Annotated in this window: 20 protein-coding genes and 1 rRNA gene; 13 read left to right on the top strand and 8 right to left on the bottom strand. The window is 38.8% G+C overall.

The genetic code is table 11. From position 1 onward, the window contains the following. Positions 1-217: 217 nt before the first annotated feature. From ACUN24_RS11475 to ACUN24_RS11465, 3 genes are all read right to left on the bottom strand, one after another. Positions 218-1,739 (bottom strand): 16S ribosomal RNA (locus ACUN24_RS11475). Between the two features lie 408 nt (positions 1,740-2,147). Then, positions 2,148-2,333 carry a hypothetical protein gene (locus tag ACUN24_RS11470; protein WP_445562598.1) on the bottom strand — a complete coding sequence of 62 codons (186 nt, stop codon included), beginning with the start codon at positions 2,331-2,333 and terminating at the stop codon, positions 2,148-2,150. Between the two features lie 390 nt (positions 2,334-2,723). Next, entirely contained in the window at positions 2,724-3,941 is a 1,218-nt protein-coding gene (locus ACUN24_RS11465) for a PQQ-dependent sugar dehydrogenase (protein ID WP_445562597.1), read from the bottom strand. Positions 3,942-4,373: 432 nt separating this feature from the next. Between ACUN24_RS11465 and ACUN24_RS11460 the strand changes: the two genes are divergently transcribed. Next, the gene (locus tag ACUN24_RS11460) at positions 4,374-6,683 is read left to right on the top strand and encodes a TonB-dependent receptor domain-containing protein (protein WP_445562596.1); all 2,310 of its coding nucleotides are present in this window, start codon (positions 4,374-4,376) and stop codon (positions 6,681-6,683) included. Between the two features lie 117 nt (positions 6,684-6,800). Here ACUN24_RS11460 and trxA read toward each other — a convergent pair whose 3' ends face one another. Both trxA and dnaE read right to left on the bottom strand, forming a co-directional pair. Then, complete coding sequence (trxA, locus tag ACUN24_RS11455) at positions 6,801-7,121, bottom strand: thioredoxin (protein WP_029275428.1); 321 nt, start codon at positions 7,119-7,121, stop codon at positions 6,801-6,803. Between the two features lie 166 nt (positions 7,122-7,287). Next, the gene (dnaE, locus tag ACUN24_RS11450) at positions 7,288-11,721 is read right to left on the bottom strand and encodes a DNA polymerase III subunit alpha (RefSeq protein WP_445565135.1); all 4,434 of its coding nucleotides are present in this window, start codon (positions 11,719-11,721) and stop codon (positions 7,288-7,290) included. Positions 11,722-12,487: 766 nt separating this feature from the next. Between dnaE and ACUN24_RS11445 the strand changes: the two genes are divergently transcribed. After that, positions 12,488-13,183: a DUF6624 domain-containing protein gene (locus ACUN24_RS11445; protein WP_445562595.1), complete on the top strand. Its 696-nt coding sequence runs from the start codon at positions 12,488-12,490 to the stop codon at positions 13,181-13,183. A gap of 685 nt (positions 13,184-13,868) precedes the next feature. On the opposite strand, the gene ACUN24_RS11440 is transcribed toward ACUN24_RS11445, so the two are convergent. Beyond that, positions 13,869-14,321 (bottom strand): lipocalin family protein, encoded by a 453-nt coding sequence (locus ACUN24_RS11440; protein ID WP_445562594.1) that lies wholly within the window; start codon positions 14,319-14,321, stop codon positions 13,869-13,871. 148 nt (positions 14,322-14,469) lie between these two features. On the opposite strand from ACUN24_RS11440, the gene mdh reads away from it, so the two are divergent. The 11 genes from mdh (at position 14,470) to ACUN24_RS11385 (ending at position 24,512) form a co-directional block, all read left to right on the top strand. Further along, on the top strand, positions 14,470-15,408 hold the full coding sequence (mdh, locus tag ACUN24_RS11435) for a malate dehydrogenase (RefSeq protein ID WP_445562593.1): 939 nt from the start codon (positions 14,470-14,472) through the stop codon (positions 15,406-15,408). Positions 15,409-15,555: 147 nt separating this feature from the next. Beyond that, positions 15,556-16,362 (top strand): helix-turn-helix domain-containing protein, encoded by an 807-nt coding sequence (locus ACUN24_RS11430; protein WP_445562592.1) that lies wholly within the window; start codon positions 15,556-15,558, stop codon positions 16,360-16,362. Positions 16,363-16,434: 72 nt separating this feature from the next. Next, positions 16,435-18,240 carry a S41 family peptidase gene (locus tag ACUN24_RS11425; protein ID WP_445562591.1) on the top strand — a complete coding sequence of 602 codons (1,806 nt, stop codon included), beginning with the start codon at positions 16,435-16,437 and terminating at the stop codon, positions 18,238-18,240. A 57-nt stretch (positions 18,241-18,297) separates the two neighbouring features. Beyond that, positions 18,298-18,723, top strand: coding sequence for an aspartyl protease family protein (locus ACUN24_RS11420; protein WP_445562590.1), 426 nt, complete (start codon positions 18,298-18,300; stop codon positions 18,721-18,723). 63 nt (positions 18,724-18,786) lie between these two features. Beyond that, positions 18,787-19,227, top strand: coding sequence for a hypothetical protein (locus ACUN24_RS11415; protein ID WP_445562589.1), 441 nt, complete (start codon positions 18,787-18,789; stop codon positions 19,225-19,227). Then, positions 19,211-19,606, top strand: a complete 396-nt coding sequence (locus ACUN24_RS11410; RefSeq protein WP_445562588.1) for a group III truncated hemoglobin — start codon at positions 19,211-19,213, stop codon at positions 19,604-19,606. The genes ACUN24_RS11415 and ACUN24_RS11410 overlap by 17 nt, the downstream gene beginning before the upstream one ends. 64 nt (positions 19,607-19,670) lie before the next feature. Beyond that, on the top strand, positions 19,671-20,204 hold the full coding sequence (locus tag ACUN24_RS11405) for an SRPBCC family protein (protein ID WP_445562587.1): 534 nt from the start codon (positions 19,671-19,673) through the stop codon (positions 20,202-20,204). Positions 20,205-20,719: 515 nt separating this feature from the next. Beyond that, positions 20,720-21,397, top strand: a complete 678-nt coding sequence (locus tag ACUN24_RS11400; protein ID WP_445562586.1) for a response regulator transcription factor — start codon at positions 20,720-20,722, stop codon at positions 21,395-21,397. After that, on the top strand, positions 21,398-22,750 hold the full coding sequence (locus tag ACUN24_RS11395) for a sensor histidine kinase (RefSeq protein ID WP_445562585.1): 1,353 nt from the start codon (positions 21,398-21,400) through the stop codon (positions 22,748-22,750). It begins immediately after the preceding gene. A 314-nt stretch (positions 22,751-23,064) separates the two neighbouring features. Further along, positions 23,065-23,562, top strand: coding sequence for a hypothetical protein (locus ACUN24_RS11390; RefSeq protein WP_445562584.1), 498 nt, complete (start codon positions 23,065-23,067; stop codon positions 23,560-23,562). Between the two features lie 23 nt (positions 23,563-23,585). Further along, positions 23,586-24,512, top strand: coding sequence for a bestrophin family protein (locus ACUN24_RS11385; RefSeq protein WP_193419928.1), 927 nt, complete (start codon positions 23,586-23,588; stop codon positions 24,510-24,512). 145 nt (positions 24,513-24,657) lie between these two features. On the opposite strand, the gene ACUN24_RS11380 is transcribed toward ACUN24_RS11385, so the two are convergent. Together ACUN24_RS11380 and ACUN24_RS11375 are read right to left on the bottom strand one after the other, a co-directional pair. Further along, positions 24,658-25,341 (bottom strand): hypothetical protein, encoded by a 684-nt coding sequence (locus ACUN24_RS11380; RefSeq protein ID WP_445562583.1) that lies wholly within the window; start codon positions 25,339-25,341, stop codon positions 24,658-24,660. After that, on the bottom strand, positions 25,342-25,680 hold the full coding sequence (locus ACUN24_RS11375) for a PadR family transcriptional regulator (protein ID WP_193419926.1): 339 nt from the start codon (positions 25,678-25,680) through the stop codon (positions 25,342-25,344). Between the last annotated feature and the right edge of the window lie 4 nt (positions 25,681-25,684).

The following is a 25,684-nucleotide window of genomic DNA, read 5'->3' as shown; positions in this document are numbered from 1 at the left end:
GCTACTGCTTCCCTTTTGGCTTACCCTTCTTGTCTCCGTTAAGCTTACCTTATAGTAGCCCACCGTTTTCTTCTGGGTGTTTCTTTTTTCTCTTTTTAGTATAAAGTATCCGGTATCTAGTATCAAGACACGCCTTCCAGCTTTAGTCTTTTTCCTTTAACCTTATACCTTATTTAGAAATATCATGTTGCGTGGCGAGTAGGTGAGTCTACTCCAGAAAGGAGGTATTCCAGCCGCACCTTCCGGTACGGCTACCTTGTTACGACTTAGCCCCAGTTATCGGTTTTACCCTAGGACGCTCCTTGCGGTTACATACTTTAGGTACCCCCAACTTCCATGGCTTGACGGGCGGTGTGTACAAGGCCCGGGAACGTATTCACCGCGTCATTGCTGATACGCGATTACTAGCGAATCCAACTTCATGGGGTCGAGTTGCAGACCCCAATCCGAACTGTGAATGGCTTTGTGAGATTCGCACCATATTGCTATGTAGCTGCCCTCTGTACCATCCATTGTAGCACGTGTGTAGCCCCGGACGTAAGGGCCATGATGACTTGACGTCGTCCCCTCCTTCCTCTCTGTTTGCACAGGCAGTCTGTTTAGAGTCCCCACCATAACGTGCTGGCAACTAAACATAGGGGTTGCGCTCGTTGCGGGACTTAACCCAACACCTCACGGCACGAGCTGACGACAGCCATGCAGCACCTAGTTTCGTGTCCTTGCGGACTGGCCTATCTCTAAACCATTCACTAACTTTCAAGCCCGGGTAAGGTTCCTCGCGTATCATCGAATTAAACCACATGCTCCTCCGCTTGTGCGGGCCCCCGTCAATTCCTTTGAGTTTCAATCTTGCGACCGTACTCCCCAGGTGGAACACTTAACGCTTTCGCTTAGCCGCTGACTGTGTATCGCCAACAGCGAGTGTTCATCGTTTAGGGCGTGGACTACCAGGGTATCTAATCCTGTTTGATCCCCACGCTTTCGTGCCTCAGCGTCAATAAGACCATAGTAAGCTGCCTTCGCAATCGGTGTTCTGAGACATATCTATGCATTTCACCGCTACTTGTCTCATTCCGCCTACCTCTAGTCCATTCAAGCCCATCAGTATCAAGGGCACTGCGATAGTTGAGCTACCGTCTTTCACCCCTGACTTAACAGGCCGCCTACGCACCCTTTAAACCCAATAAATCCGGATAACGCTTGGATCCTCCGTATTACCGCGGCTGCTGGCACGGAGTTAGCCGATCCTTATTCTTCCGGTACATTCAGCTCTTTACACGTAAAGAGGTTTATTCCCGGATAAAAGCAGTTTACAACCCATAGGGCAGTCTTCCTGCACGCGGCATGGCTGGTTCAGAGTTGCCTCCATTGACCAATATTCCTTACTGCTGCCTCCCGTAGGAGTCTGGTCCGTGTCTCAGTACCAGTGTGGGGGGCCATCCTCTCAGATCCCCTAGTCATCGTCGCCTTGGTGGGCCGTTACCCCGCCAACTAGCTAATGACACGCATGCCCATCCCAATCCTATAAATATTTGAACATTGGATAATGCTATCCTGTGTTTTTATGCGGTGTTAATCCGGATTTCTCCGGGCTATCCCCCAGATTAAGGTAGGTTGCATACGCGTTACGCACCCGTGCGCCACTTTCAAATCCAGCAAGCTGGATAATCTCGTTCGACTTGCATGTATTAGGCCTGCCGCTAGCGTTCATCCTGAGCCAGGATCAAACTCTCCATTGTAAAATGTGTTGTAAGATGCTGACCAGTTTTAACTATTGTTAAAAATAGTCTTCTTTTTGTTATGTTGTCTGTTAGACACCACCTTTAAAATAAAGCTACGTAATCATGTACTTTGACCAGTACTCCATTACCTCGCTACGCTACATTGACATCTCTTTTAAGAACTTATTGACCTGTAAACCTCACGGCCGGTCATTTATATATCTTCAAACTTCAGTCCGTTCAAGTCTTGTTAGTCTTAAACGTGCTTACGTCTGTTTCAATCTTTTTTCCTATCTTCCCGACATCCGCCGTTCCGATTTTTTTACCCTTCCTTTCGGTTGGGAGTGCAAAGGTAAGGAACTTTTCCGGACTTCCAAATAAAATAAATTTTATTTTTTCAAGCCTTATTCTTTCCTCGTTTGCTTTTCAATATGCCAGGTTTAACTGGCTTTCCGTTCTTCCGAACCGGGCTGCAAAGGTAGCAATCTTTTTCTCATCCGCAACATTTATTTTAAAATAAATCCTGCTCTCCGTATCCCTGTGCCATCCTTTAACCAAAACCCCTTCCTCCGAAGCGGGATGCAAAAGTAGGAAAAATATTTTCCCTTCCAAAGGTTTTTTGTGGAATAGCTAAGGCTTTATTGTAAGTTGATGGTTTACAGCAGGAAAAAGTTTTGCCTCCAGTAAAACTTTTTGGTAAATCGGGTGTTTGCGCCTACTTATAAACCTCGAAGGTTTTAAAAACCTGCGAGGTTTGACCTAAAGATTTATAAAGTTCCCTGCACCCTGCCATTAGAAACTTCGTAAGTTACTCCTGCCCCCTCCCCCTAAACCCGATTGAAGTGGTAGCTGCCGGCTTCACGCAGGCACTACAAACGGAAAGCGGGACTGAAAACCCCCGATGAAAAACTGAATGCTCATTTCCAAAAAAAATAAATGATTTAAAACAAAAAATCCCGAGCTCAATAAATGAATTCGGGATCAAACAGTTTATTAATGATTTTATTTCTTCGCTATCCTATATAAATGTCCGTTATCGGTTACCGAATAAAGCGCTCCGTCCTTTCCTTCTACCATATCGCGGAAACGCTCGCCTTTACCTTCTAACAAGCGCTCTTCGCCAACAATTTTATCATCTTTAATTACCAAACGGATAATGTGCGAACCGCCCAAACCGCCTACAAATAAATTGCCTTTCCACTCAGCTATGCTATTGCTGTTGTAAAATGCAATACAACCAGGTGAAATACTTGGATTCCAGTAATAAATAGGTTGTTCCATTCCTTCTTTCTGCTGAATACCGTCTCCAACTTTTTTACCGCTGTATTCTGTTCCGTAGGTAATAATTGGCCAGCCATAATTTTTACCCGGCTTAATGATGTTTACCTCATCACCACCTTTTGGTCCAAACTCTGCCTCCCATAAATCTCCAGTTGACGGATTAATTGCTAAACCATCCGGATTACGGAGTCCATAGGCATAAATTTCAGGTCGGGCATCAGCTTTACCTGCAAACGGGCCATTTGCAACCGCTTTCCCCTCTGGGGTAAGGTGCAAAATTTTACCTAATGAAGAATTTAAATATTGTGCCTGTATCCTGATATCGTTACCGGAACGTTCGCCCGTACTTACAAATAAATTTCCGTTTTTATCAAAAACAATTCTCGATCCGTACTGAAGTTTACCGGTATAAGCTGGTGTAGCGCGGTAAATAATGGTCTGGTTTTCGATCGAGGTTTCGTTTGCAGCCAGTTTACCTTTGGCAATGGCCAATAAAACGCCTTTATCCTGTGGCTCCGAATAGGCCCAATAAATCATTCTATTTTTTGCAAAGTTTGGATCTAAGGTTACATCCAGTAAACCACCCTGACCGGATGGATCAACCTTTGGTAAACCGGTAACTTTTTTACTCAATTTTCCATCCGGGGTAAGAATCACCATGGTACCCTGTTTTTGGGTAATCAGGAAGCCACCATTGGGAAGTACCGAAATTGCCCATGGATTTTCCAACTTTTCATTGATGATGGAAATATCCAAAGGAGTTTTGGTTTTTATACCTGCAATTCTGGTCTGCCCGGCAAAAGCTGGCTTGTAATCAGCTGAAGGCTCATTGGTTTCAACAGGATTCTGTGCCGATACACAGGCAATATTTGCACAGTTTAGGGCAAAACCTGCCACTAAAATCCCTAAAGTTTTATTATTAAATAAGTGAATAGACATGATTGTTAGTTTTTTATTAAAGAAACAAAATTATGTTTATAACAAGAAGTCTGGGATAGTAATATTACTGTTAAAGATCCAGAACCTTTCTCTTACAACTACTAAAACGAGTTCAATTTATGAATTCTCCTTTATAATTCGAGCCTGTTTAAAAATTACTAAATGAAGTATTAATATAAAGAGGCTGTATCATAAATTGTAATTCGATCGAATTTGTCACGTTGAACCTGTCGAAACGCCTTGTATGATATTTAAAACAGGTCCTTCGACAAACTCAGGATGACAATTCTATATTTATGAGACAGCTTCATACCTGATTTTTTGTAGTGCAACGTTTTCGGATTGATAGTGTCCTATCCGTAAAATCAAATTATTTATATGAAGCTATTTTATAAAAGAAGCATACTAATTTCTCTTATGTTTTTCGTCATAATGTATCATAGTACAGCACAAACAATTTCCGGCAAGGTGAAAGAAACCGGGGGTACTGAAATTGAAAATGCAACTGTAACACTTTTAAACATTACAGATTCGACTGTTGTAAAATATGGGGTAACTAACAAAGGAGGTTATTTTGAACTTAATAACTTAAGTAATGGCATATTTAAAATCAAGATTTCGTGTTTAAGTTATCATACTCAATTATTAAAAGATATTAAGTTTGATGGTTCTTCTGTTAAATTAACAGATATCATTCTTGGTAAAAAAGATAAAGAACTGCAAGAAGTAACTGTTGAGGCTAAAAAACCTCTACTTGAACGAAAGGTTGACCGATTAATGTTTAATCTAAACAATACAATCATGGCTACCGGTGCTTCTCTCTTTGAAGCCTTACAGGTTGCACCTCTTTTAATTGTCTCCGAAAATAGTATATCTATGGTTGGCAAAGGGAGTATGGGCGTTATGGTTAATGAAAAAATCATCAATTTAGGAGGAACTGACCTGGTAAACTATCTAAAAACCCTGAGGTCTGAAAATATAGAAAAAATTGAAATCATAACTACCCCGCCAGCAAAATATGAGGCCCAAGGGAATGGAGGTTTGATTAATATCGTTTTAAAGAAAAACGAGTCTTTAGGCTGGCGCGGATCAGTAAGTTCAACATACTCTCAAAGTACCTATGCATCATACAACAACAACCTGGCACTTTTCTTTCGGTCAAAAAAAGTTAACAGCTCTTTTACATTTAACCAATCAAACTTTCGCGGTATTATTAAAGAATCTGTCGATATAACTGGGCGTCCCAGCGAGATTCTAAGCAATGAGCAACGCTTGGGAAACTCCCCTGGCTTACAAACAGGCTTAAGCATTGATTATGAACTAAATAAAAACAACAACATCGGGCTGATATATAATATTTCAGACAATAAATCGAATACAAGTTTTAGTAATAATTATAGCTTCATTACAGGTAACACTCTTGACTCGGTTTTAAATACTACAGGAAAATTTTCAAGGCCGTTATTTACACAAACCTTCAATCTATACCATGATTTAAAGCTTGATTCGGCTGGAAAGAAATTGAATAGTTCTGTTAATTTTTTCACAAACACACCTGAAATGAAAAATGATTTTGTCTCTGAATCTGAAAGTACTTATGCCAGTGTTCAGAATAATAACTTTTCAAAATACAATATCTGGTCATTCCAATCAGATTTAACATTGCCTTACAAATGGACCAAAGTAGAAACTGGTATTAAGCTCGCCAATTTTAACAACAATGCTAATATTGAATACTATAATTATATAAAGGATGATTTCCTGTTGGATAAAACACGTAGTAACAAATTCAATTACGCCGAAAATAATCTGGCCGCCTATTTCAGCATGGAATCTGAACTATCAAAAAAGTGGACAGCTAAAGCAGGGTTGCGCTATGAGTATACGATAATGGATGGATATTCACCTACTTTAGACCAGAGAAACAAAGGTAATTATGGTGCTTTATTTCCTACGGCTTATATCGTTTACAAAGCTAATGAGGTCCATACTTTTTCGTTAAATTATTCCAGGAGGATAAACCGACCGAGTTTAAACTCCTTAAATCCATTTGCCTATTACACAAACATTTATACTTATTCTACCGGAAATGCATTGCTCTTACCTTCATATAGTAATAATATTGAAGTTAACTACCTGTATAAAGGCATGTTTTCTTTTACTGTATTTACACAACATATCAGCGATATAATTTCGAACCTCACTACTGTTAATGGCCCAACAGTGGTAACCAGCAGAGGAAACTTTTTGACTCAGGATAATCTTGGGGCCTACGTATCTTTTAACCGGTCATTATTTAAATGGTGGGACAATAGCATTTCCGCATCTTTTTCATATGCATCACCAAAATCTAAAATAGAAGCAATCAGCACTTCAAATGGAACTTCTGCCTCATTCAGTATCAATAATAGTTTCAAGGCAACTAACTTGTTAAGTTTTTATTTGAATTACAGCCAAAATCTTCCTTCAACTGAAAGAAATGTTTACACCTACGGTCAGCGTAGTTTAAGAACTGGGGTCAGGATAAAGTTATTTAATAACAATCTGATCATTAGCCCGGCTTTCTTTATTGGCACGGTTAACAAATATGAAATTCGCTTTGTCGATTTTGTGCAAACCGTAAAAACAGACTATGATTATAAAACCTTTAGTCTTGGCATTACCTACTCATTTGGGAGATCAAAGGTTTCCGGAAATAACAAGGACGTCCGTTTTGATGAGAAAAGAAGAGCTCAACAGTAAAATGTTTTAAGATTATGATAATTTAGTTCTAAACGAAAAAACCCAAATCCATCAAATGAACTTGGGTTTTAAATATGTTACAAGCCATTGGGCTTTGATTTTTTGCTTTAAGCTTAACTAAGCCAATTGCTTGTTTAATTTCTCAGCCAATACTGATTTTGGAACAGCACCAACTTGTTTGTCTACAACCTGACCATCTTTAAAGTATAATAAAGCAGGGATGTTACGGATACCAAACTGCATTGAGATTTGAGGATTGTTATCAACGTTTACTTTTCCAACTACTGCTTTACCATCATATTCTTTTGCGATTTCTTCTACTACCGGACCAACCATGCGACAAGGGCCACACCATTCTGCCCAAAAATCTACTAATACGGGTTTATCTGATTTTAATACAAGCTCCTCGAAGTTTGCATCTGTGATTTCTAATGCCATAATTATTTTTTTTATGTTCAAATATATGTATTCAATTGTAATGCCATAACATCTGTAATGTCAATTTGACATTATTTTGAGGTACAAGCAGAGTGCGGAGCGCTTAGGGCATAGCGTAAAAAGCCAAAAGTAAAAATATCTATGCTTTAAACTCCATGCCCTATGCTTAATTAAGCTTGTAATTTACAACATTCATTCCCATCAATTGTTCTAAGAACTTGTTATTGGGGTTTATTTTTAAATTTTTCGAAGGTAAATCGAGCATAATCTGCTTTTCGCTATCAAAAACAGCGAAGTTAAGTTGGCAGTTCTGCTGCTCGGAGTTTGCCTTATTGTCTGCTAATATCGCCTCAATTTCTCGCATTAACTGATCGTTAACCCGCTCAATAGGCACCTGGATCGTTAAACTCTTCGCTAATTTATCCCGCAGTTCGGACATCAGGTTGATTGCAGTAATTTTAAACTCCCAATCGCCTGCTTTTCCGAAACGTTCACCTACCCTTCCCCTAATCTGCAAGAAATACCCTTCGGTTAAAAACGATTTAAATTTTAGAAAATCTTCACCAAACAAAGCCATTTCGCTGGCATCATCATAATCTTCGAAAACAAAAGTTCCGAATGGTTTACCGGTTTTGGTAATACGTTGCGATGCCACTACCACTAAGCCACCTACGCAAAGCTCACGGTTTTTAAGTTTTTCGAATTCGGCCAGAACCTCTTCATTGTTATCGCCCATGCGTACCTTGTTAATGATACTAAGCTGCCTAACCCCATGGGTACAGAATTTATCGAGTTCGAGTTTATAGTTATCCAACGGGTGACCGGAAAGGAAAATCCCGATCGCATCTTTTTCATACTTCAACCTGTCCATTAAAGCCCACTCCGGAGAAACAGGCAAACTTGGCTCTAAAATCAGATCGGCTTTTGATCCACCGAAAAGTGAAGCCTGCGAAGTGCTTTCATTGTTCTGAAAATCGTTGGCATATTTAATAATCTTTTCAATGCCATTCATTTTATCATTAGGGCCAATATAGAAATACTGCGCCCGGTGTCCGCCAAATGCATCGAAAGCCCCGCTGTATACAAAACTCTCGTAAGCCTTTTTATTTACAATGCGGGTATTAGAGCGCTTAGCAAAATCGTAAACAGTACTGTAAGGCCCATTTGCCAGTCTTTCTTCGATAATACTTTCTACCGCTTTTTCGCCCACACCTTTTACTGCCGACATTCCAAAACGAACTTCGCCTTTGGCATTAACCGAAAATTTAAGATCAGATTCATTCACATCAGGCCCTAATACGGTAACACTCATCTGGCGACATTCTTCCATAAAGAAAGCCACCTGTTTAATATCACTCATGTTATTGGATAGTACCGCAGCCATATATTCAGCAGGATAATGTGCTTTTAAGTAGGCCGTTTGATAGGCAATCCATGCATAACAGGTGGAGTGCGATTTGTTGAAAGCGTAGGATGCAAAAGCTTCCCAATCTTTCCATATTTTTTCTAAAGTTGCGGCATCATGACCTTTTTCGGCCGCTTGCTTCACAAATTTAGGCTTCATTTTATCCAGAACGTCTTTCTGTTTCTTACCCATCGCCTTACGCAGTACGTCGGCCTCACCTTTGGTAAATCCGGCCAGTTTCTGCGATAAAAGCATTACCTGTTCCTGGTAAACGGTAATACCATAAGTTTCTTTCAGGTATTCTTCGCAGGCATCTAAATCGTATTTGATTTCTTCCTCACCATTTTTACGGCGAACGAAACTTGGAATATACTCCATCGGTCCCGGGCGATATAATGCGTTCATGGCAATTAAATCGTCGAAAACTGTTGGCTTAAGCTCTTTCATGTACTTCTGCATTCCCGGACTCTCGTACTGGAAGATACCGATGGTTTCGCCACGCTGGAAAAGCTCGTAGGTTAACACATCATCAATAGGGAAATTATCCGGATCAAGATCAATACCAAAACGTTTTTTAACCAGTTTTACAGTATCCTTTATCAACGTAAGGGTTTTTAAGCCCAAAAAGTCCATCTTCAATAAACCCGCGCTTTCTACAACGGAGTTATCAAATTGGGTAACATATAAATCAGAATCTTTGGCAACTGATACAGGAACGAAATTGGTAATATCGCTTGGTGTAATAATTACCCCGCAGGCATGGATACCGGTATTTCTTAACGATCCTTCTAAAATCTGTGCCTGTTGTATGGTTTCGGCACTTAAATCTTTTAACGCGCCGAGGTTTTTCAACTCCACCACCCTTTCATATTCATCGGGGCGCAAAGCATCTTTTAAACTCTTTTCATCGAGGGTAAAGATTTTGGCAAGCTTCATGTTCGGAATCAGCTTGGCAATTTTATCGGCCTCGAAAAGTGGCAGATCCAATACACGGGCAGTATCCCGGATAGAAGATTTTGCCGCCATGGTTCCGTAGGTAATAATCTGCGCCACCTGGCTGGAACCATATTTATTGATTACGTACTCCATTACGCGGCCACGGCCCTCGTCATCAAAATCGATATCGATATCGGGCATGGATACACGATCGGGATTTAAGAAACGCTCAAAAAGGAGATCATACTTAATCGGATCGATATTGGTAATCCACAGGCAGTAGGCAACCACCGAACCGGCAGCAGAACCACGCCCCGGACCTACAGAAACGTCTCTTCGCCGGGCTTCGGCAATAAAATCCTGTACGATCAGGAAATAACCCGGATAACCTGTTTTCTCAATGGTTTGTAATTCAAAGTCTAAACGTTCGGTAACCTCGGGAGTTAACGTACCATAACGTTTTTTGGCTCCCTCGTAAGTGAGGTGGCGTAAAAATTTATTCTCTCCGCGTTTTCCACCATCGGCTTCATCCTCGGCAACCAGAAATTCTTCAGGAATATCGAATTTCGGTAAGAGTACTTCGCGGGCAAGTTTGTAAATTTCAATTTTATCAAGAATTTCCTGGATATTCATGATTGCCTCGGGCAGGTCGGCAAAAAGTGCCTTCATTTCATCGCCCGATTTGAAATAGTATTCCTGGTTTGGCAATCCATAACGGTAACCGCGACCTCGACCAATCGGCGTAGCCTGCTTTTCACCATCTTTTACACAAAGTAAAATGTCGTGCGCGTTGGCATCCTTTTTATTAATGTAATAGGTATTATTGGTTGCCACCAGTTTAACCGCATGTTTATTGGCCAGGGCAATCAAAGTTTCGTTTACACGATCTTCATCTTCCTGGTTGTGGCGCATTACCTCTACGTAAAAATCATCACCAAATTGAGCTTTCCACCAAAGTAAAGCTTCTTCTGCCTGATTTTCGCCGAGGTTTAATATTTTATTCGAAATCTCTCCGGAAAGGTTTCCGGAAAGGACTATAATATCTTCTTTGTACTGTTCAATTACCTGCCTATCGATACGTGGAACATAATAAAAACCTTTGGTATAGGCAATAGACGACATTTTAGCTAAATTATGATAGCCTTTTTTATTCTTCGCCAACAGTACCATCTGGTAACCGTTGTCTTTTGCTGTACGGTCTAAATGGTTATTACAAACAAAAAATTCCACCCCGACGATAGGCGTCATTACTACTTCAGTTGGGCGCTCGCCCGCTTCAATAGCAGCTGCATTTTTAGCTTCGGCAGCTTTGTTATGGTTTAAAACATTGTTAACAAAGTGAAAAGCCCCCATCATATTCGCATGATCGGTCATGGCTACCGCAGGCATTTTTTGCGCTGCCGCCGCTTTTACCAGATCGGGGATACTGATGGTACTCTGCAATACCGAAAACTGGGTATGGTTATGCAAATGCACAAAAGTGGCTGCCGCAAGTTCCTGTTTATTTCCTGCCAGCGTTTGTTTAGAAATTCCGCTGCCTTCCGTTTTTTGCTGGCGTTTGCGGATTTCATCAGATGCGGCTTTTAGGTTGATGTGTTTTAAACCAACACCTTCAATAGTGCCAGGATTTACTTCCCTGAAACGCGGGAAATATTCAACATCAACAAGCAGTTCTTCTTTTTTGAAAACCTCTCTTTTTACCAGTTCCAGGAAACAACGCGTGGTTGCCTCCACATCGGCAGTAGCATTGTGGGCTTCGTTAAAAGGAGCACCAAACAAATAAGCGTGCAGCTCAGTTAAAGTTGGCAGTTTAAATTTACCACCCCTACCTCCAGGCAATTGTAAAAGCTGCGCGGTAACTTCTGTACAGGTATCTAAAACAGGCATTTCGGCCAGGCGGTTGGCTACACCAAAACGGTGAAATTCGCAACCCATAATGTTCACATCAAAGCCAACATTCTGGCCTACAACAAATTTGGCTTTGTTTAAAACTTCGTTAAACTTGGCCAGCATTTCGTCAAAACTGATACCCTGCTCTGCGGCCAGTTCGGTCGAAATACCGTGGATTCGTTCAGCATCATACGGAATGTTAAATCCCTCTGGTTTAACCAGATAATCCTGATGTTCAACCAATCTCCCCATCTCATCGTGCAATTGCCAGGCAATTTGTATACAACGCGGCCAGTTATCCGTATCGGTAATGGGTGCATTATAATTGCGGGGCAAACCCGTGGTTTCAGTATCAAAAATTAAGTACATATTGTGCGGCAAAGAATTAACCGTTGTAGAATAATAACGGTTCTTCAAAAATAGGGAATTTGAGGGTTGATGCTGTCATCGTTTTATCAACAAAATATGGTGGAAAAGAAGAAAACATATTCCGTTATTGCAATGCAAAAGTATGTACACAGAACTTAAAATAATTTTCGTTTGCAAACGAGGATTAGGCAATAAACCTCTCAGGTTTTGAAAACCCTGAGAGGCCTCGATGTTAAAAACAACTGACTTTTGTTTAATAAACCCGATAGCAGCATAAAACCCGCAGGTGAGGAACGAGCCAAGGCTTTGAAGCGGATAGCGGGACTTTCATAACCTAAAAGCACCGAACCCGTCTTTTCTAAATAATATTGACCAACCTAAGTCACCTGAATGCATCTAAGTGGAGCCGTTAATTAAGTTCTAAAAACCCTGAGAGGTCTGGATGTTAAAAACAACTGACTTTCGTTTAATAAACCCGATAGCAGCATAAAACCCGCAGGTGAGGAACGAGCCAAGGCTTTGAAGCGGATAGCGGGACTTTCATAACCTAAAAGCACCGAACCCGTCTTTTCTAAATAATATTGACCACCTAAGTCACCTGAGTGCATCTAAGTGCGCGGTTAATTAATCTAGTTCTAACTTCTCCAGGGAGGAAGATATACTAGCAGCTTGTTAAATTAAGTTAAACTTGCTTAACAAGAAAGATATCAATCAAAAAACTATTATTTTAGGAATATACTAAAAGTCAAAATTGCCAACATACGCCATGAAATTCATTTTACTTTCTATCTTCATCTTTGGAACCATCTCAATGGCATCTGCACAAAAGCAGATTAATATAGAATTAAAAAAGCAACTCGATTCTATTTTACAACTCGATCAAGGGATTAGAGAATTTGGAGACACAGAAACCTCTGAAAAAAGAAAAGACACTATTGCAGCATTATTTAATTCTTCGAAAGAGGCACTTCAAAAAAGTCAATGGATGATAATGAAGGAAATAGATTCCATTCATCTTAAAAAAGTTGAAGCCATTGTTGCAAAGTATGGCTATCCAGGAAAAACACTTGTTGGCGAGCCAGCAAATACTGCAGTGTTTTATGTAATACAGCATAATCCTGATATTATTCCAAAATATTACCCATTAATTGAAAAAGCGGGAAAAAGTGGAGAACTGCCTTTTAAATATGCAGCAATGATGTTAGATAGAAAACTAAGCAATGAAGGAAAGGAACAAATTTATGGCACACAGGTTTATTCTCAGCAGATTGTTAACTCCAAAACAGGTAAAAAGGAGTTTTTCCAATATGTTATCCCTATCAAAGACGCTAAAAACGTAAACCAAAGACGTAAGAAAGCAGGTTTCGATACAACAGTTGAAGAGAACACCAGGCGATTTGGTTTTGTTTATAAAGTATATACGCTTGATGAGATCAAGAAAATTACAAAACCATCCAATTAAAGATAGGGCTTTTCAAAGCATTAGTACCGAACTCATCATCATTTTGACCTGTTTTATCCTCTTATTTTTCGGAAATGAGTGGTTCGGTTTTTCATGGCGGTTTCCAGCCCCGCTCCGTTTGTAGTGCCGGCGTGAAGTCGGCAGCTACCATTGCAATCGGGTTTATTTACAACAGATAGTAGCACAGTCGGCGCCACCTAAACCCGACCGTAGCGAGATGCCGATTTTTTCAATCGGCAGAAGCGGGACTGAATTAACCTAAATGCTGCTGCAATTGCTTTCCATACCGAATTGATAAATCTTAAGAACTTAAAATCATGATAAGATTCTTCGCTGTGCTCAGAATGACAAATATTTTAATAATGCGCAACTGAAAACCGCCAACTGAAAACTGTTTAAAATACTTCTGGCTCACCAACTCATTCACCTCGTATCCTTTACCTTAGGGTTATTTACAACAGATAGTAGCACAATGGTTGCCACCTAAACCCGACCGTAGCGGGATGCCGATTTTTTCAATCGGCAGAAGCGGGGGCGGGACTGAATTAACCTAAATACTGCGGTAACTGCTTTCCATACCGAATTGATAATCTTTAGAAATTAAAATCATGATAAGATTCTTCGCTGTGCTCAGAATGACAAACATTTTAGTAATGGGAAACTGAAACCACCAACTGAAAACTGTTTAAAAGTGCTCCTGGCTCACCAACTCACTCACCTCATATCCTTTCTGCCTGCATCGTTCTATAATATGCACCAGTAAATCAGCTTCCATTTTAGGTTCACGGGCCATGATAAAGAGGTATTTTTCATCGGGATGCCCAACCACTACATAACTATAATCATCAGCCAGCTCTATAATCCAGTAACCGATTTTAAAAGGCCATAAAAACTGGGCTTTCATATCACCATCAGCTTTTTTGTCGTCAAAAAATAGTTTTGAAGTGATCGATTTTTCTTCAGGCTTTCCATCTTTATGGTAAGTGGTATATACATCAAAATGATCGTTATCTGCTAATATATAAGTTTCGGTAGTCTGTTTCCAATGTTTATCTAATAAAGTTGGAATAGAATATAAAGAATACCATTTACCTTCAAAGGCTTTGTAATCGATATCAGAAATGGGTTTGTTTTCCATAATTTATTAGAACAAAAAATCGCTGTTTTGTATTTACCAAGTAAACCGCGATTAAATTATAAAGTTTTGAAAAGCGTTTTTAAACCTTATATTTATTTCTACCTTCGATAGAGATTTAACGATTGCAAACCATTAAAAATATAAATATATGAAAGTAACGGTTGTTGGTGCAGGCGCAGTTGGTGCCACTTGTGCAGATAATATTGCCCGCAAAGAATTAGCGAACGAACTTGTATTATTGGATATTAAAGAAGGTTTTGCCGAAGGTAAAGCAATCGACATGATGCAGACTGCAACCCTTTTGGGCTTCGATACCAAAATTACCGGCGTAACAGGCGATTACAGTAAAACTGCTGGTTCTGATGTGGTGGTTATTACTTCGGGTTTGCCACGTAAACCAGGGATGACCAGAGAAGAACTGATTGGCATTAATGCAGGTATTGTTAAAGGCGTTGCCGAAAATATTTTAAAATTCTCTCCGGAGGCGATCTTTATCGTGATCAGTAATCCGATGGATACCATGACTTATCTGGCTTTAAAATCATTGGGTTTACCGAAAAACCGCATCATTGGTATGGGTGGAACTTTAGATAGCTCACGTTTCAAGTTCTATTTATCACAGGCTTTAAATTGCAACCCGAACGATTTACAGGGTTTTGTAATTGGCGGTCACGGCGATACTACTATGATTCCGCTAACCCGTTTAGCTACTTACCAAAGTTTACCGGTAAGCAATTTGTTGGATAAAGCTACGCTCGATCAGGTTGCTGCAGATACTATGGTCGGCGGTGCTACTTTAACGGGTTTAATCGGAACTTCTGCATGGTATGCACCAGGTGCTGCAGGTGCCGCATTGGTTGAAGCCATTTTACGTGATGAGAAAAAACTGTTTACCTGTTGCGTTTCGCTTGAAGGAGAATATGGACAACAAGATATCTGCTTAGGTGTACCGGTAATTATCGGCCGTAGCGGATGGGAAAAAATTATTGATTTTAAACTAACAGAAGACGAGCAGGCCGCATTTAATAAAAGTGCCGATGCAGTAAGAAATATGAATAGTGTACTGGCCGCAATGAAATTGGTTTAACATTATAAAATCGTCATTTCGAGCGAAGTACAACGAAGTCGGGAAATCTAACTAGAGAAATCCGTCTAGATAGATCTCTCCATTCCACTGCGTTTCAGTCGAGATGACGATTCCATCTTAAGTCTTTCATTTTAAACTATTTAAAAATTGAATATCAAAGGTGCAGATAACATACTGGCTGATACCCACAACATCAGCACCTACCATAAAATACCCATTTTAGATGGTCTGGAATTGTTAAACGCCAAAAAGCACACCATCGATTTCCCTTTCCACACACACGATACCTTTAATATTGCACTGATTTTAAATCAGACCTTCTATACAAAACTTAACGATAAATTTTTACAAGCACCTATTGGTACACTGTCGATCACCAATCCCCACGAAGTACATGCAACTCCCTGCGATAATAAACTGGGCAATTCTTTCTTCACTTTCTACGTTTCGCCCGATGTACTCAAAACCTTAAACAAAGGCCGGGATGTTTTTTTTGAAGATAAGATCATCTACGATCAGGAGGTTTTCAGCAGTTTTTATTACTTATCCAACCATTTTAACAACCCTGAAGTTAACCTCGAAAAGGAACTGCTTCGTGTTTTAGAGAAACTGGTTGCGCGTTATGCTATAAACTTGCATTTCGAGTATAAAAAAACAGCGCTGTTTCAAAGTTTTATCAGCGAAAACCTGATGGAAAAATTTTCTTTAACAGATACTGCAAAACGTTTTGGATTGGATAAATATAAATTCCTGCGCTTATTTAAACACGAAACAGGTTTAACTCCCAACAATTACATCCTGCTACAGCGGATAGAAAAATGTAAAAAACTCATCACTAAAGAAACAGATTTGATGGATGTCGCCATCCAAACGGGCTTTTATGATGTGGCTCACCTATCACGGCACTTCAAACGCTTTACTGGTGTAACACCTTCCGAATATAAAAGGGCTTAAACCAGCAATTGCAATATCGTACAACAGCTTCAGGCATTTAAACTTTATTTTTGCTATCACAATCAAACACAAATGAAAAAAGATAGCATCGCCATCCTTGTTTTTTTATTTTTTAGTCTTTCCGCAAATGCGCAGGTTGGCAAAAACCTGATTCCGCTTAAAATAGACAAAGTAACAGCCGATTTAACGTTAAAGCAAGGCGAAGAAACCTCATTCAGCTTCCTGCTAAAGAAAGACTTTTATTATTTGATAACTGTTGAACAAAAAGGGATTGATGTTACCATCCGTTTGAAAGATTATAACGGAAAAACTATACAGGATGTAGATTCGCCAAATGGCAGGTTCGGAAGCGAAAAAATCGTTTTCTCGCCCGATAGTACAGCTAATTTTACGCTCACGGTTAAACCCCTAGCAGAAACAACCAATGCAAAGGAAGGCAATTATTCCGTTTTAGTGCAAAGTCCGCCCAAAAAGTTAAAACAGTTAAGTTACAAAGCCCTCGAGCAAGATTTTAATATCCTGAAAAATGCTTTTATTGAAACACATGTTGGCCTGTGGTACAATACCTATACCCAATTCGACAGCCTCTGCAATGTACAAAAGAGCAAGATAAGGGATAAAATGACCGCTTTGGATTTTTATCAGCTTGTTGCTCCCGTGGTTACCTATACCAAAGAAGGACATAGCGCGATTCAGCCTGCTGAGGAAACGAATAATTACATCAGGCAAAACGGCAGGTACTTCCCTTTTTTAGTAAAGATTCTAGACAAAAGGGTTTATATCCTGAATGATCTGGATAATTATAAAACCAAAGGAATGCTGATTTCCAAAATTAATGGGAATAGCATTGAAACTATCATGCAACAATTTCTAACCATAGAACCAGCTGATGGTTACAATACCACAAGCAAATACCGCTGGATAGAAACGGCCTTCTCTAAATATTACCTGCGTTTTTTCGAACAACAGCCCAATGCATTTAATCTCGAACTGATCAACCCGAAAACCAGCGAAAAGATTAGCTATAGCCAGGTACCAGCATTGAGTTTTAAACAGTATGGAAAATTTGCATCAAAAGAAACAAAATCTATCCCCAATTACAGCTATAAAGAGCCTGCCACATTAAAAATCGATACAGTGAACAGCACAGCAACACTGGTAGTGAATACATTTTCGACCAGTAGTTATAAAGACGGGAGAAAGGGTTTTAAGGAATTTCTGGCAAAGGGTTTCCAAGACATTGCAGCTCATAAAATACAGCATCTTGTTATCGATATCAGGAAAAACGAAGGTGGTGCACAAGGCATGGAAGATCACCTGATGTCGTACCTGATCGATAAAGAATATCCTAAATACAAATATGCAGAAATTCCATCCTTTACCTATTCGTTTCTCGATTACACTGAATATCGCAATAAAAGTTCTAGGGATGATTTCGAGAAAGAGTTGAGGGGCGAATTTTACCGCAGCAATGATGGACGTTATCTGGACATACCTGGAAAATACAAAAGTGATACTCCACAGGTAAATCATTTTAAGGGCGATGTATACATCCTTATCGGTGGTTTATCTTTTTCGGGTGGTTCGGAGTTTGCTGCATTGGCGAAAAACTACACTAAAGCACATTTTATAGGTGAAGAAACAGGCGGTGGCTATTACGGTAATACCAGTGGCTATTTTATCCATTATACTTTGCCCAACTCCAAATTAACAGGCCGTATTCCGCTCATTAAATTTGTTGTTGAAGAAAAACAAAACGGCATTCCCTTCGGTCATGGTGTAATGCCAGATTACGAAGTTCAGCCTAAAATTGAAGAATATTTAAACGGTTACGACATTGAAATGGAGTTTGTTAAAAAACTCATCAAAAACAAATAACCAACTTCTGACACGGTTTTCGGGTAATTAGCCTATTTTAGGCAGATAATATTTGCTATGAAAGCCATCTCTATCCCCTTAAAACTGATCAATTTACAAGATGACGGCTTCCACCTTTTGGTGGAAATTATTGTTTTTAAAGAAAAACACCTTGCTGTTCTGGATACTGGTGCATCGCGGAGTGTTTTCGATAAATCTTTAATTGAACAACACTTATCAGAAACGCTTCAGGTATCAGACGAGATAAACGCGGCTACCCTTTTCACCACCACAACAACCATCCAGGCCACTATACCCGAGGTAAAAATCGGCACATTAAAAATCAAAGCCTACGAAACGGTTGCTTTTGACTTGCAATCAGTTAGCGACACCTATCAACAGTTCGGTCACCCTCCTATTATGGGCATTATTGGTGGCGATATTTTAATGCAGTACAAAGCGGTTATAGATTACAATAAACTTCAATTGCGGCTTTACAGGTAAAAATCCCACTTTTGTGACGCTAGTCATTTTTGGAGTGTTACTTTAACTGATATTTGCAATCAAATGAAAAAGTTAATTGGAATTTTCTGCATTATTTTCTGGGCGGGACTCCTCGCCGGAATTAGTTTTTTGGAAGCGCCTTTAAAATTTCAGGCTCCAGGCATTACAATCCCACTTGGTTTAGGTATCGGTCAATTGGTTTTCCAGGCCCTTAATAAAGTTGAGATCATATTGGCTATCATCATTTTAGGTTGCTCCTTGCCCGTACCTTTAAAAAACAGCCGCAGTATTTTACTTTTCGTGGTTACCATCCTTTTAATGGCAGACACTTTTTGGCTCTTACCATTGCTTGATGAAAGGGCAAAACTGGTTTTGGCAGGCAATGCTCCAATCAAAAGTTATCACCATATTTTATACATCATTATCGACACCATAAAATTCCTGTTACTGATTGTGCTGGGTTTTTTAAGTTTAAAATCACTATATAATGAAAAAAGACATTGATAATAGAGCAGATATTATCGCTTTAGTGGATACGTTTTATCAAAATGTTGCGCTTAACAAACAGATCGGACCAATATTCACTGACATCGCTAAGGTAGATTGGTCGCACCACCTTCCAAAAATGTACGATTTCTGGGAAAGCATTCTCTTCGGAAAGGCCATTTATAAAGGTAATCCCATGCTTAGCCATTTTGCATTGAACGAACGAACGCCACTACAGCATGAGCAATTTGAGACATGGAAAAATCTCTTTTTCCAGAACGTCGAAGATTTGTTTGAAGGTCCCAATGCAGAGCTGATTAAACAAAAAGCCCAATCTATTGCTGATTTGATGCACTTTAAAATCAATTCTCCGCAGTCGAAAATCAAAATCGTATAAGAAAATTTTGTTTTGATTTAGCCTGGTTTCTTTATAAATTTAAGTAACCAAACTTAAATCAATTATGAAATTCCTGAAAATCTTTGTTGGCATTATTGTCGTTTTGGCAATAATCATTATTGGAGGCAGTTTTTTTCTACCAAAAAATTACTCCGTTAATCGGACGATCACGATTCTTGCACCAGACAGTGTTATTTATAAAAACATTGCCGATTATAATGAATTCTATAAGTGGAATGCATGGTCGAAAATGGATCCACAAGCTAAGATCACCATTACCGGAACTACGGCTCAGCCAGGTCATCTTTATCAATGGAATGGAGAAAAAAGCGGCACCGGACAAATGCTGATTAATAAAGTAGAAATTAATAAAATGGTTGATATGGAATTAAAATTTATCAAACCTATGGAGAGTATTGCAGATACCCGCTTCGATATAGAGAAAGCCGGAAACGGAAATAAAGTAACCTGGACAATGAGCGGAGAAAGCAAAGGAATAATCAATAAATGGTTTGGCTTATTTATGGATCAAATGATCGGTAAAGATTTTGAAAATGGGTTAAAATCTCTGAAAGAAAAGTCAGAGAAAGAGATTTAATTAAACTTCCATTTTCAGTAGTCAGAAAGACGGACGTCCGAAGTCAGGGGGTAAAGTGTAGAAAATACAGTGTGGCTCCCAGGTGGGCTTCATTTCGAGCAGAGCGCAACGCAGTCGAGACCCGAAGTCTCTACGAAGCAAAATCTGTCTTGTTAGATCTCTCCATTACGTTACACTTCAGTCGAGATGACGACCATTCTATTGGAGTTTATCAATGTTAACGCAGTTGAGAACCACGGAGTGCTCTGCTAAGCAAAATCTCTCTTGATAGACCTCTCCATTAGGCTTCACGAATAAACCATAAAAACTTTGTGCCCTCTGTGCCTATTCTCTGTGATCTTTGTGGTTAAAAAAAAGAGAAACAATATCCATGGCCTCTCGAAGAGAGGCTTTTTTGCTCTTTCAGTGATACCATTCAAACAATTATGTCGGCTTTGCGTTAAAAAACATTAAAAACCAACTAACTACCTATTAAGATTTTGTAATTCGCTATTTTTTAGATTACTTGCTAACAAATGAATTTATTACTAGTAGAAGATGAACCGAGCGTTGTATCTGTAATTTCGAGAGGTTTAACTGATGAGGGATTTACCGTAAGTATTTCTCCTGATGGTTTAATCGGGAAACAGATGGCTTTAGAAAATCAGTTCGACCTGATTATTCTTGATATCATGCTACCTGGAATAAATGGCCTGGAACTTTGCAAAATCATCAAAGAACAAAAACCAAATACACCCATTATTATGCTCACGGCCTTGGGTACTACCGAAAATGTGGTAAACGGACTGGATAATGGTGCAGATGATTATTTAATAAAGCCATTTAAATTTGCTGAACTTTTTGCACGGATCAGAATGCTATTGAGGCGATATCATGGCTCGGCTTCACAAGATCAGATTATTTCTGTAGGAGACCTCCAGATTAATTTAAGCGCAAAAACGGTAAAACGAAACCAACAGGAAATTGTACTTACAGCAACCGAGTACCGGCTAATTGAGTACATGGCCAAAAACAAATCTAAAATTTTATCCAGGATAGACATTTTAGAAAACGTTTGGGATATCGATTTTAACCTTGGCACCAATGTGGTTGATGTTTATGTTAATTATCTTCGCAAAAAAATAGATAAAAACGCCGATCAAAAGCTTATCCATACTGCTGTAGGCTTAGGTTATATATTAAGGGAAAAATAAATGGAGATAGCAAAAAAAATCACTTTACTCTTTGCCATTCTATCGGCAATTATTATCTCCCTATTAAGTGGTTTTGTTTGGTATTTCTCTAACGACTTCGCCTTCGAAGATTTTTATAAACGCCTGGAAGCCAGGGTTAACATTGCCGCTCAGATTAAACTATATGAAGATGACAACAATAAGGTTTATGCGAAAATGCGCAATAGGTACCTGGAGCGTTTGCCATCTGAAAAAGAGTATATCATTGAAGCAGGCAAACCAACCAATAAACTGGACCGCGAATTACCCGCAAGTTTTTATAATCAGATAAAAGCCGGTTATGTAGCCCGCTACCGCACCGAAAATCACTTCTATGCTGGTAAATTCTTTAAAAATTCGAACGGAGGATATATGGTTATTGTTTCTGCAAATGATCCTGTTGGCTTCCGCGAGTTAAAAGACCTGCAAAGAATTTTAATTATTGGCTTTTTTCTTTCTGTAATATTATCATTTGTGGTGGGATGGAAATTTTCCAATTACATGTTAATGCCGCTTCGAAACATCATTAAAAGTGTAAAAAAAATAAAGGCCGAAAATTTACACTTAAGGTTAGATGTTAAAAAAGGAAATGATGAAATGTCGCAATTGGCCCAAACCTTCAATAATATGCTTAACCGTTTGGAAACAGCTTTTGAAACGCAGAATAATTTTATCAGTAATGCCTCACACGAGCTGAGAACACCTTTAACCATTATTAGTGGAGAGGTAGAACTGGCCATGAAAACTATCGATGATACGGCTAAACAGGAAAAAGCATTATCAAAAATTAAAGATGAGGCAGAAAGGCTGGAACATATCTTAACCAGTTTATTAGGTCTGGCGCAATCGGGTTTCAACGGAAAAAACCAGCCCTGGGAAGAAGTAAGAATGGACGAACTGTTATGGGAAATTAAAGATTCAGTAAACCAGGTACATCCCAACAGTAAAATAGAGATTGATTTCAGCAAACTTCCAGACGATGAGGAACTGCTTTCACTTAGGGTAAATAAGAACCTGATGAAGCTGGCCATCAGCAATATTGTAAGTAATGCCTGCAAATATTCTAATGAGAATCTGGTGAGCATTAGTATAGAAAGTAATGCGAATATGCTTTCTATCGCTGTAACCGATCGGGGTATCGGTATTCCACAAACCGATATTCAACACATATTTGAACCTTTCTACCGGGCATCGAACACTTCCGATTTTAAAGGTTATGGCGTTGGCTTACCACTTTCACTCAATATCATCCGTTTGCACAGAGGCAGTATCGGCATTAAATCACAAGTAGGAATTGGTTCGGAAATAAAGGTTTTATTACCAACTAAAAGTTAGTTCATTTTAATGGTTCATTAGTTCATTTGTCATTTGTAAACTTAAGAAATTAAGAACATTAAGTTTTTAGCCGCACGGCAGTATTTAAGTACACACTCCCTCACAATTGAACAATTTATCAATAGAGCAATCATCATAAAAATCACGTGCGTCTCTATTGCACAAATGAACTATTGACGAATAAACCAACAAACTGTTAACTCCAAAAAAGAGTACGTTCTAATCTCGTTCTAATCTCGCTCTTATTTCGCTATAATAACATCGCGCTAAACTTGTATAAATAATATTTCAATTCATTTAAACAAGATATAGCGATGAAAACAGTATTAGTTCCAACCGACTTTAAATTAGATAGCATTAAAATTATTGATGCACTGGTTCAACATCAAAAAAATGAAAGTTTGAACATCATTTTTGTACATGCCTTTAAACTATCAGATTCGATCACTGATATGTTAATGTTGAGTCGCCGCAGCCGCGATTATGAAAATGTGAGCGACGAATTTTATCAGCAAATAAATCAAGCCAAAGCAAAGTATCCTACTCAGATCAATACGATTGGAATCGAATATTTTTATGGAAGTACAGTAGCGGCTTTCAAAAACTTTATCGAAGCTTTTGATGTAGAATGCATTGCTTATTTAAAAGAATACAATTTTACGCCAATCAACAAATATAGCATCGACCCTAAAATATTAACGGAACGTGCAGGTTGCGCAGTAATTCAATTAAACGCATTGACAGTTCATGCCAGCGAAAACTTAATTGACACAAAAATACACGAAACACAGTTGCAAGAAGTAAATTCTTAATTATCACCTTCAAACTTTATATTATGCTATTACGAAATAATATTCCGCTCACCTATATATTCGGAAAGATCAAAAAAGAACTCCTGTTTGTTATTGGTTACTCTATAGGTATTGTGGTATTGTACGAGAATTTTCACGTTACCCGAATTTCCATTCCTGTTGCTGTACCAGCTTTACTAGGAACAATTATTTCACTTCTATTGGCATTTCGGTCTAACCAGGCATACGATAGATGGTGGGAGGCGAGGATTCTTTGGGGCGCCATAGTTAACGATTCGAGAACCCTCTCCCGCCAGATATTGTCGTTCACTGAGAACCCTTATGGATTAGACGAAATTGAGGAGTTTAAAGCCAGGTTTATTAAACGACAGATTGCCTGGTGTTATGCTTTAAGTCAATCGTTGCGCGGTTTTAATGCACGAAAAGGTTTGGAAGAATACCTTTCCGCAGAAGAAGTCGCCTTCGTTAAGAAACGTAAAAATGTAACCACAACCATATTGGAGTTACATGCCATGGATTTAAAAAAGGCATTACAGGAAGGTTGGATCAATAAATACCAGCAGATAGAAATAGACAAAACGATAACAGGTTTATGTAACCACATGGGTGGATCGGAAAGAATTAAAAACACCGTTTTCCCCGTTACGTATAGCAAGTATATCAATATGTCGATCCATTTATTCATCGTATTGTTGCCTTTCGGATTGATCGAATACTTTGGTTACATGGAAGTTCCTTTAGTGGTTGCTATTGCAGCATTCTTTTTATTGGTAGAAAAAATGGCCGTTCATCTTCAGGATCCCTTTGAGAATAAACCTACGGATACCCCAACTACAACCATCTGCAGAACTATTGAACGCGATCTTTGCCAGATGTTAGATGATAATAAAATATATGAGGACAAACCTCAAACAGAACTGGCTCCAGTTGGGTCGTATTACATTTTGTAATAACCCTTCTTAAGATAAATCTCATTAATTTGAGGTGGTTAGTTAAATACCATTAGCTTTCTTTTTGGATAAAAAGAATCGATGGTTCATAGTGTATAAATAAGACAAAGGCCATTCAAAAAATGAATGGCCTTTGCTTTTACAATTAATTATATAAAAGTCTATATTTTTCAATTAACCACTTAGTATCCTTAATACTCGCCTTAGCTGTTCTAATCGCAGCATTAAAATAGAGCATAAATAAAATGATAGAAAGTGACACCGTTAATTGCTGTACATTAATAGAAAAAATGGTGTATTCGGCTGGTATATCGTTCATGGAAAAATTGGTTAAAAGTAAAATATATCCTAAAAAAGGCAGGAAAGAAGTTCCGGTTTTAAAAGAGACAAACATCTTATAAACAGCAGGTTTAATATTAGAAAATACCATAATTCCAAATACACAGAACAGACCAATAACTAAAAATATATAAAAAATATTTGCTGTAAGTAGGTACTGCATTTTGTAAATACCAAATATTGAGAAGCAAAGCAGTAACAAATATTTATATCCGAAAGCCGAGAAAAAAAACCTCCAGAACAAACGGCTGTATTTTACGCGAATTGAATTGGCTATTCCATCTGCAAAAGCACTGAATCCCATTATGCCAAACGATTGATGCGTTGCACTTATCGCATCATCAATAGTAAGCAATGGGTTTTCTTCCATTTTATCTTCTACTGATGAGGCAACATGATCCAAAATTTCCATCTGCACATCAACCTCTTTAAAACCGCTCTGCGCTATGAGGTCTTTAATTTGACGCAATTGTTCCTGATTGAGATTCATCTAGAAAGAAGGTTTTAAGTTTAATAATACTTGTAAATGAGCAATAAAATCTTTTGCTTCCTGTAGTTTATTTACCACTTCTTTTTCTCCACTTTTAGATAGAGAATAGTATTTACGAAGACGGTTACCGACAACTTCTGTAGCAGTATCCAACAATCCATCAGCCTCAAGTTTATGCAAAGCAGGATATAAAGCACCTTCTTTCAGCAATAATTCGCCTTGAGTTATCGATTTCACCTTTTGCGTAATTTCATACCCGTACATCCTTTCATTTTCAGATAACAGATTCAAAATAATAGTTTGTAAAGTACCTTTAAACAATTCGTTATTGATCGCCATGAAA

It is taken from the genome of Pedobacter sp. WC2501 (genome assembly GCF_052682415.1).
The sequence above is the reverse complement of the archived record's forward strand: the minus strand, read 5'-3'. Positions and strand labels throughout refer to the sequence as shown.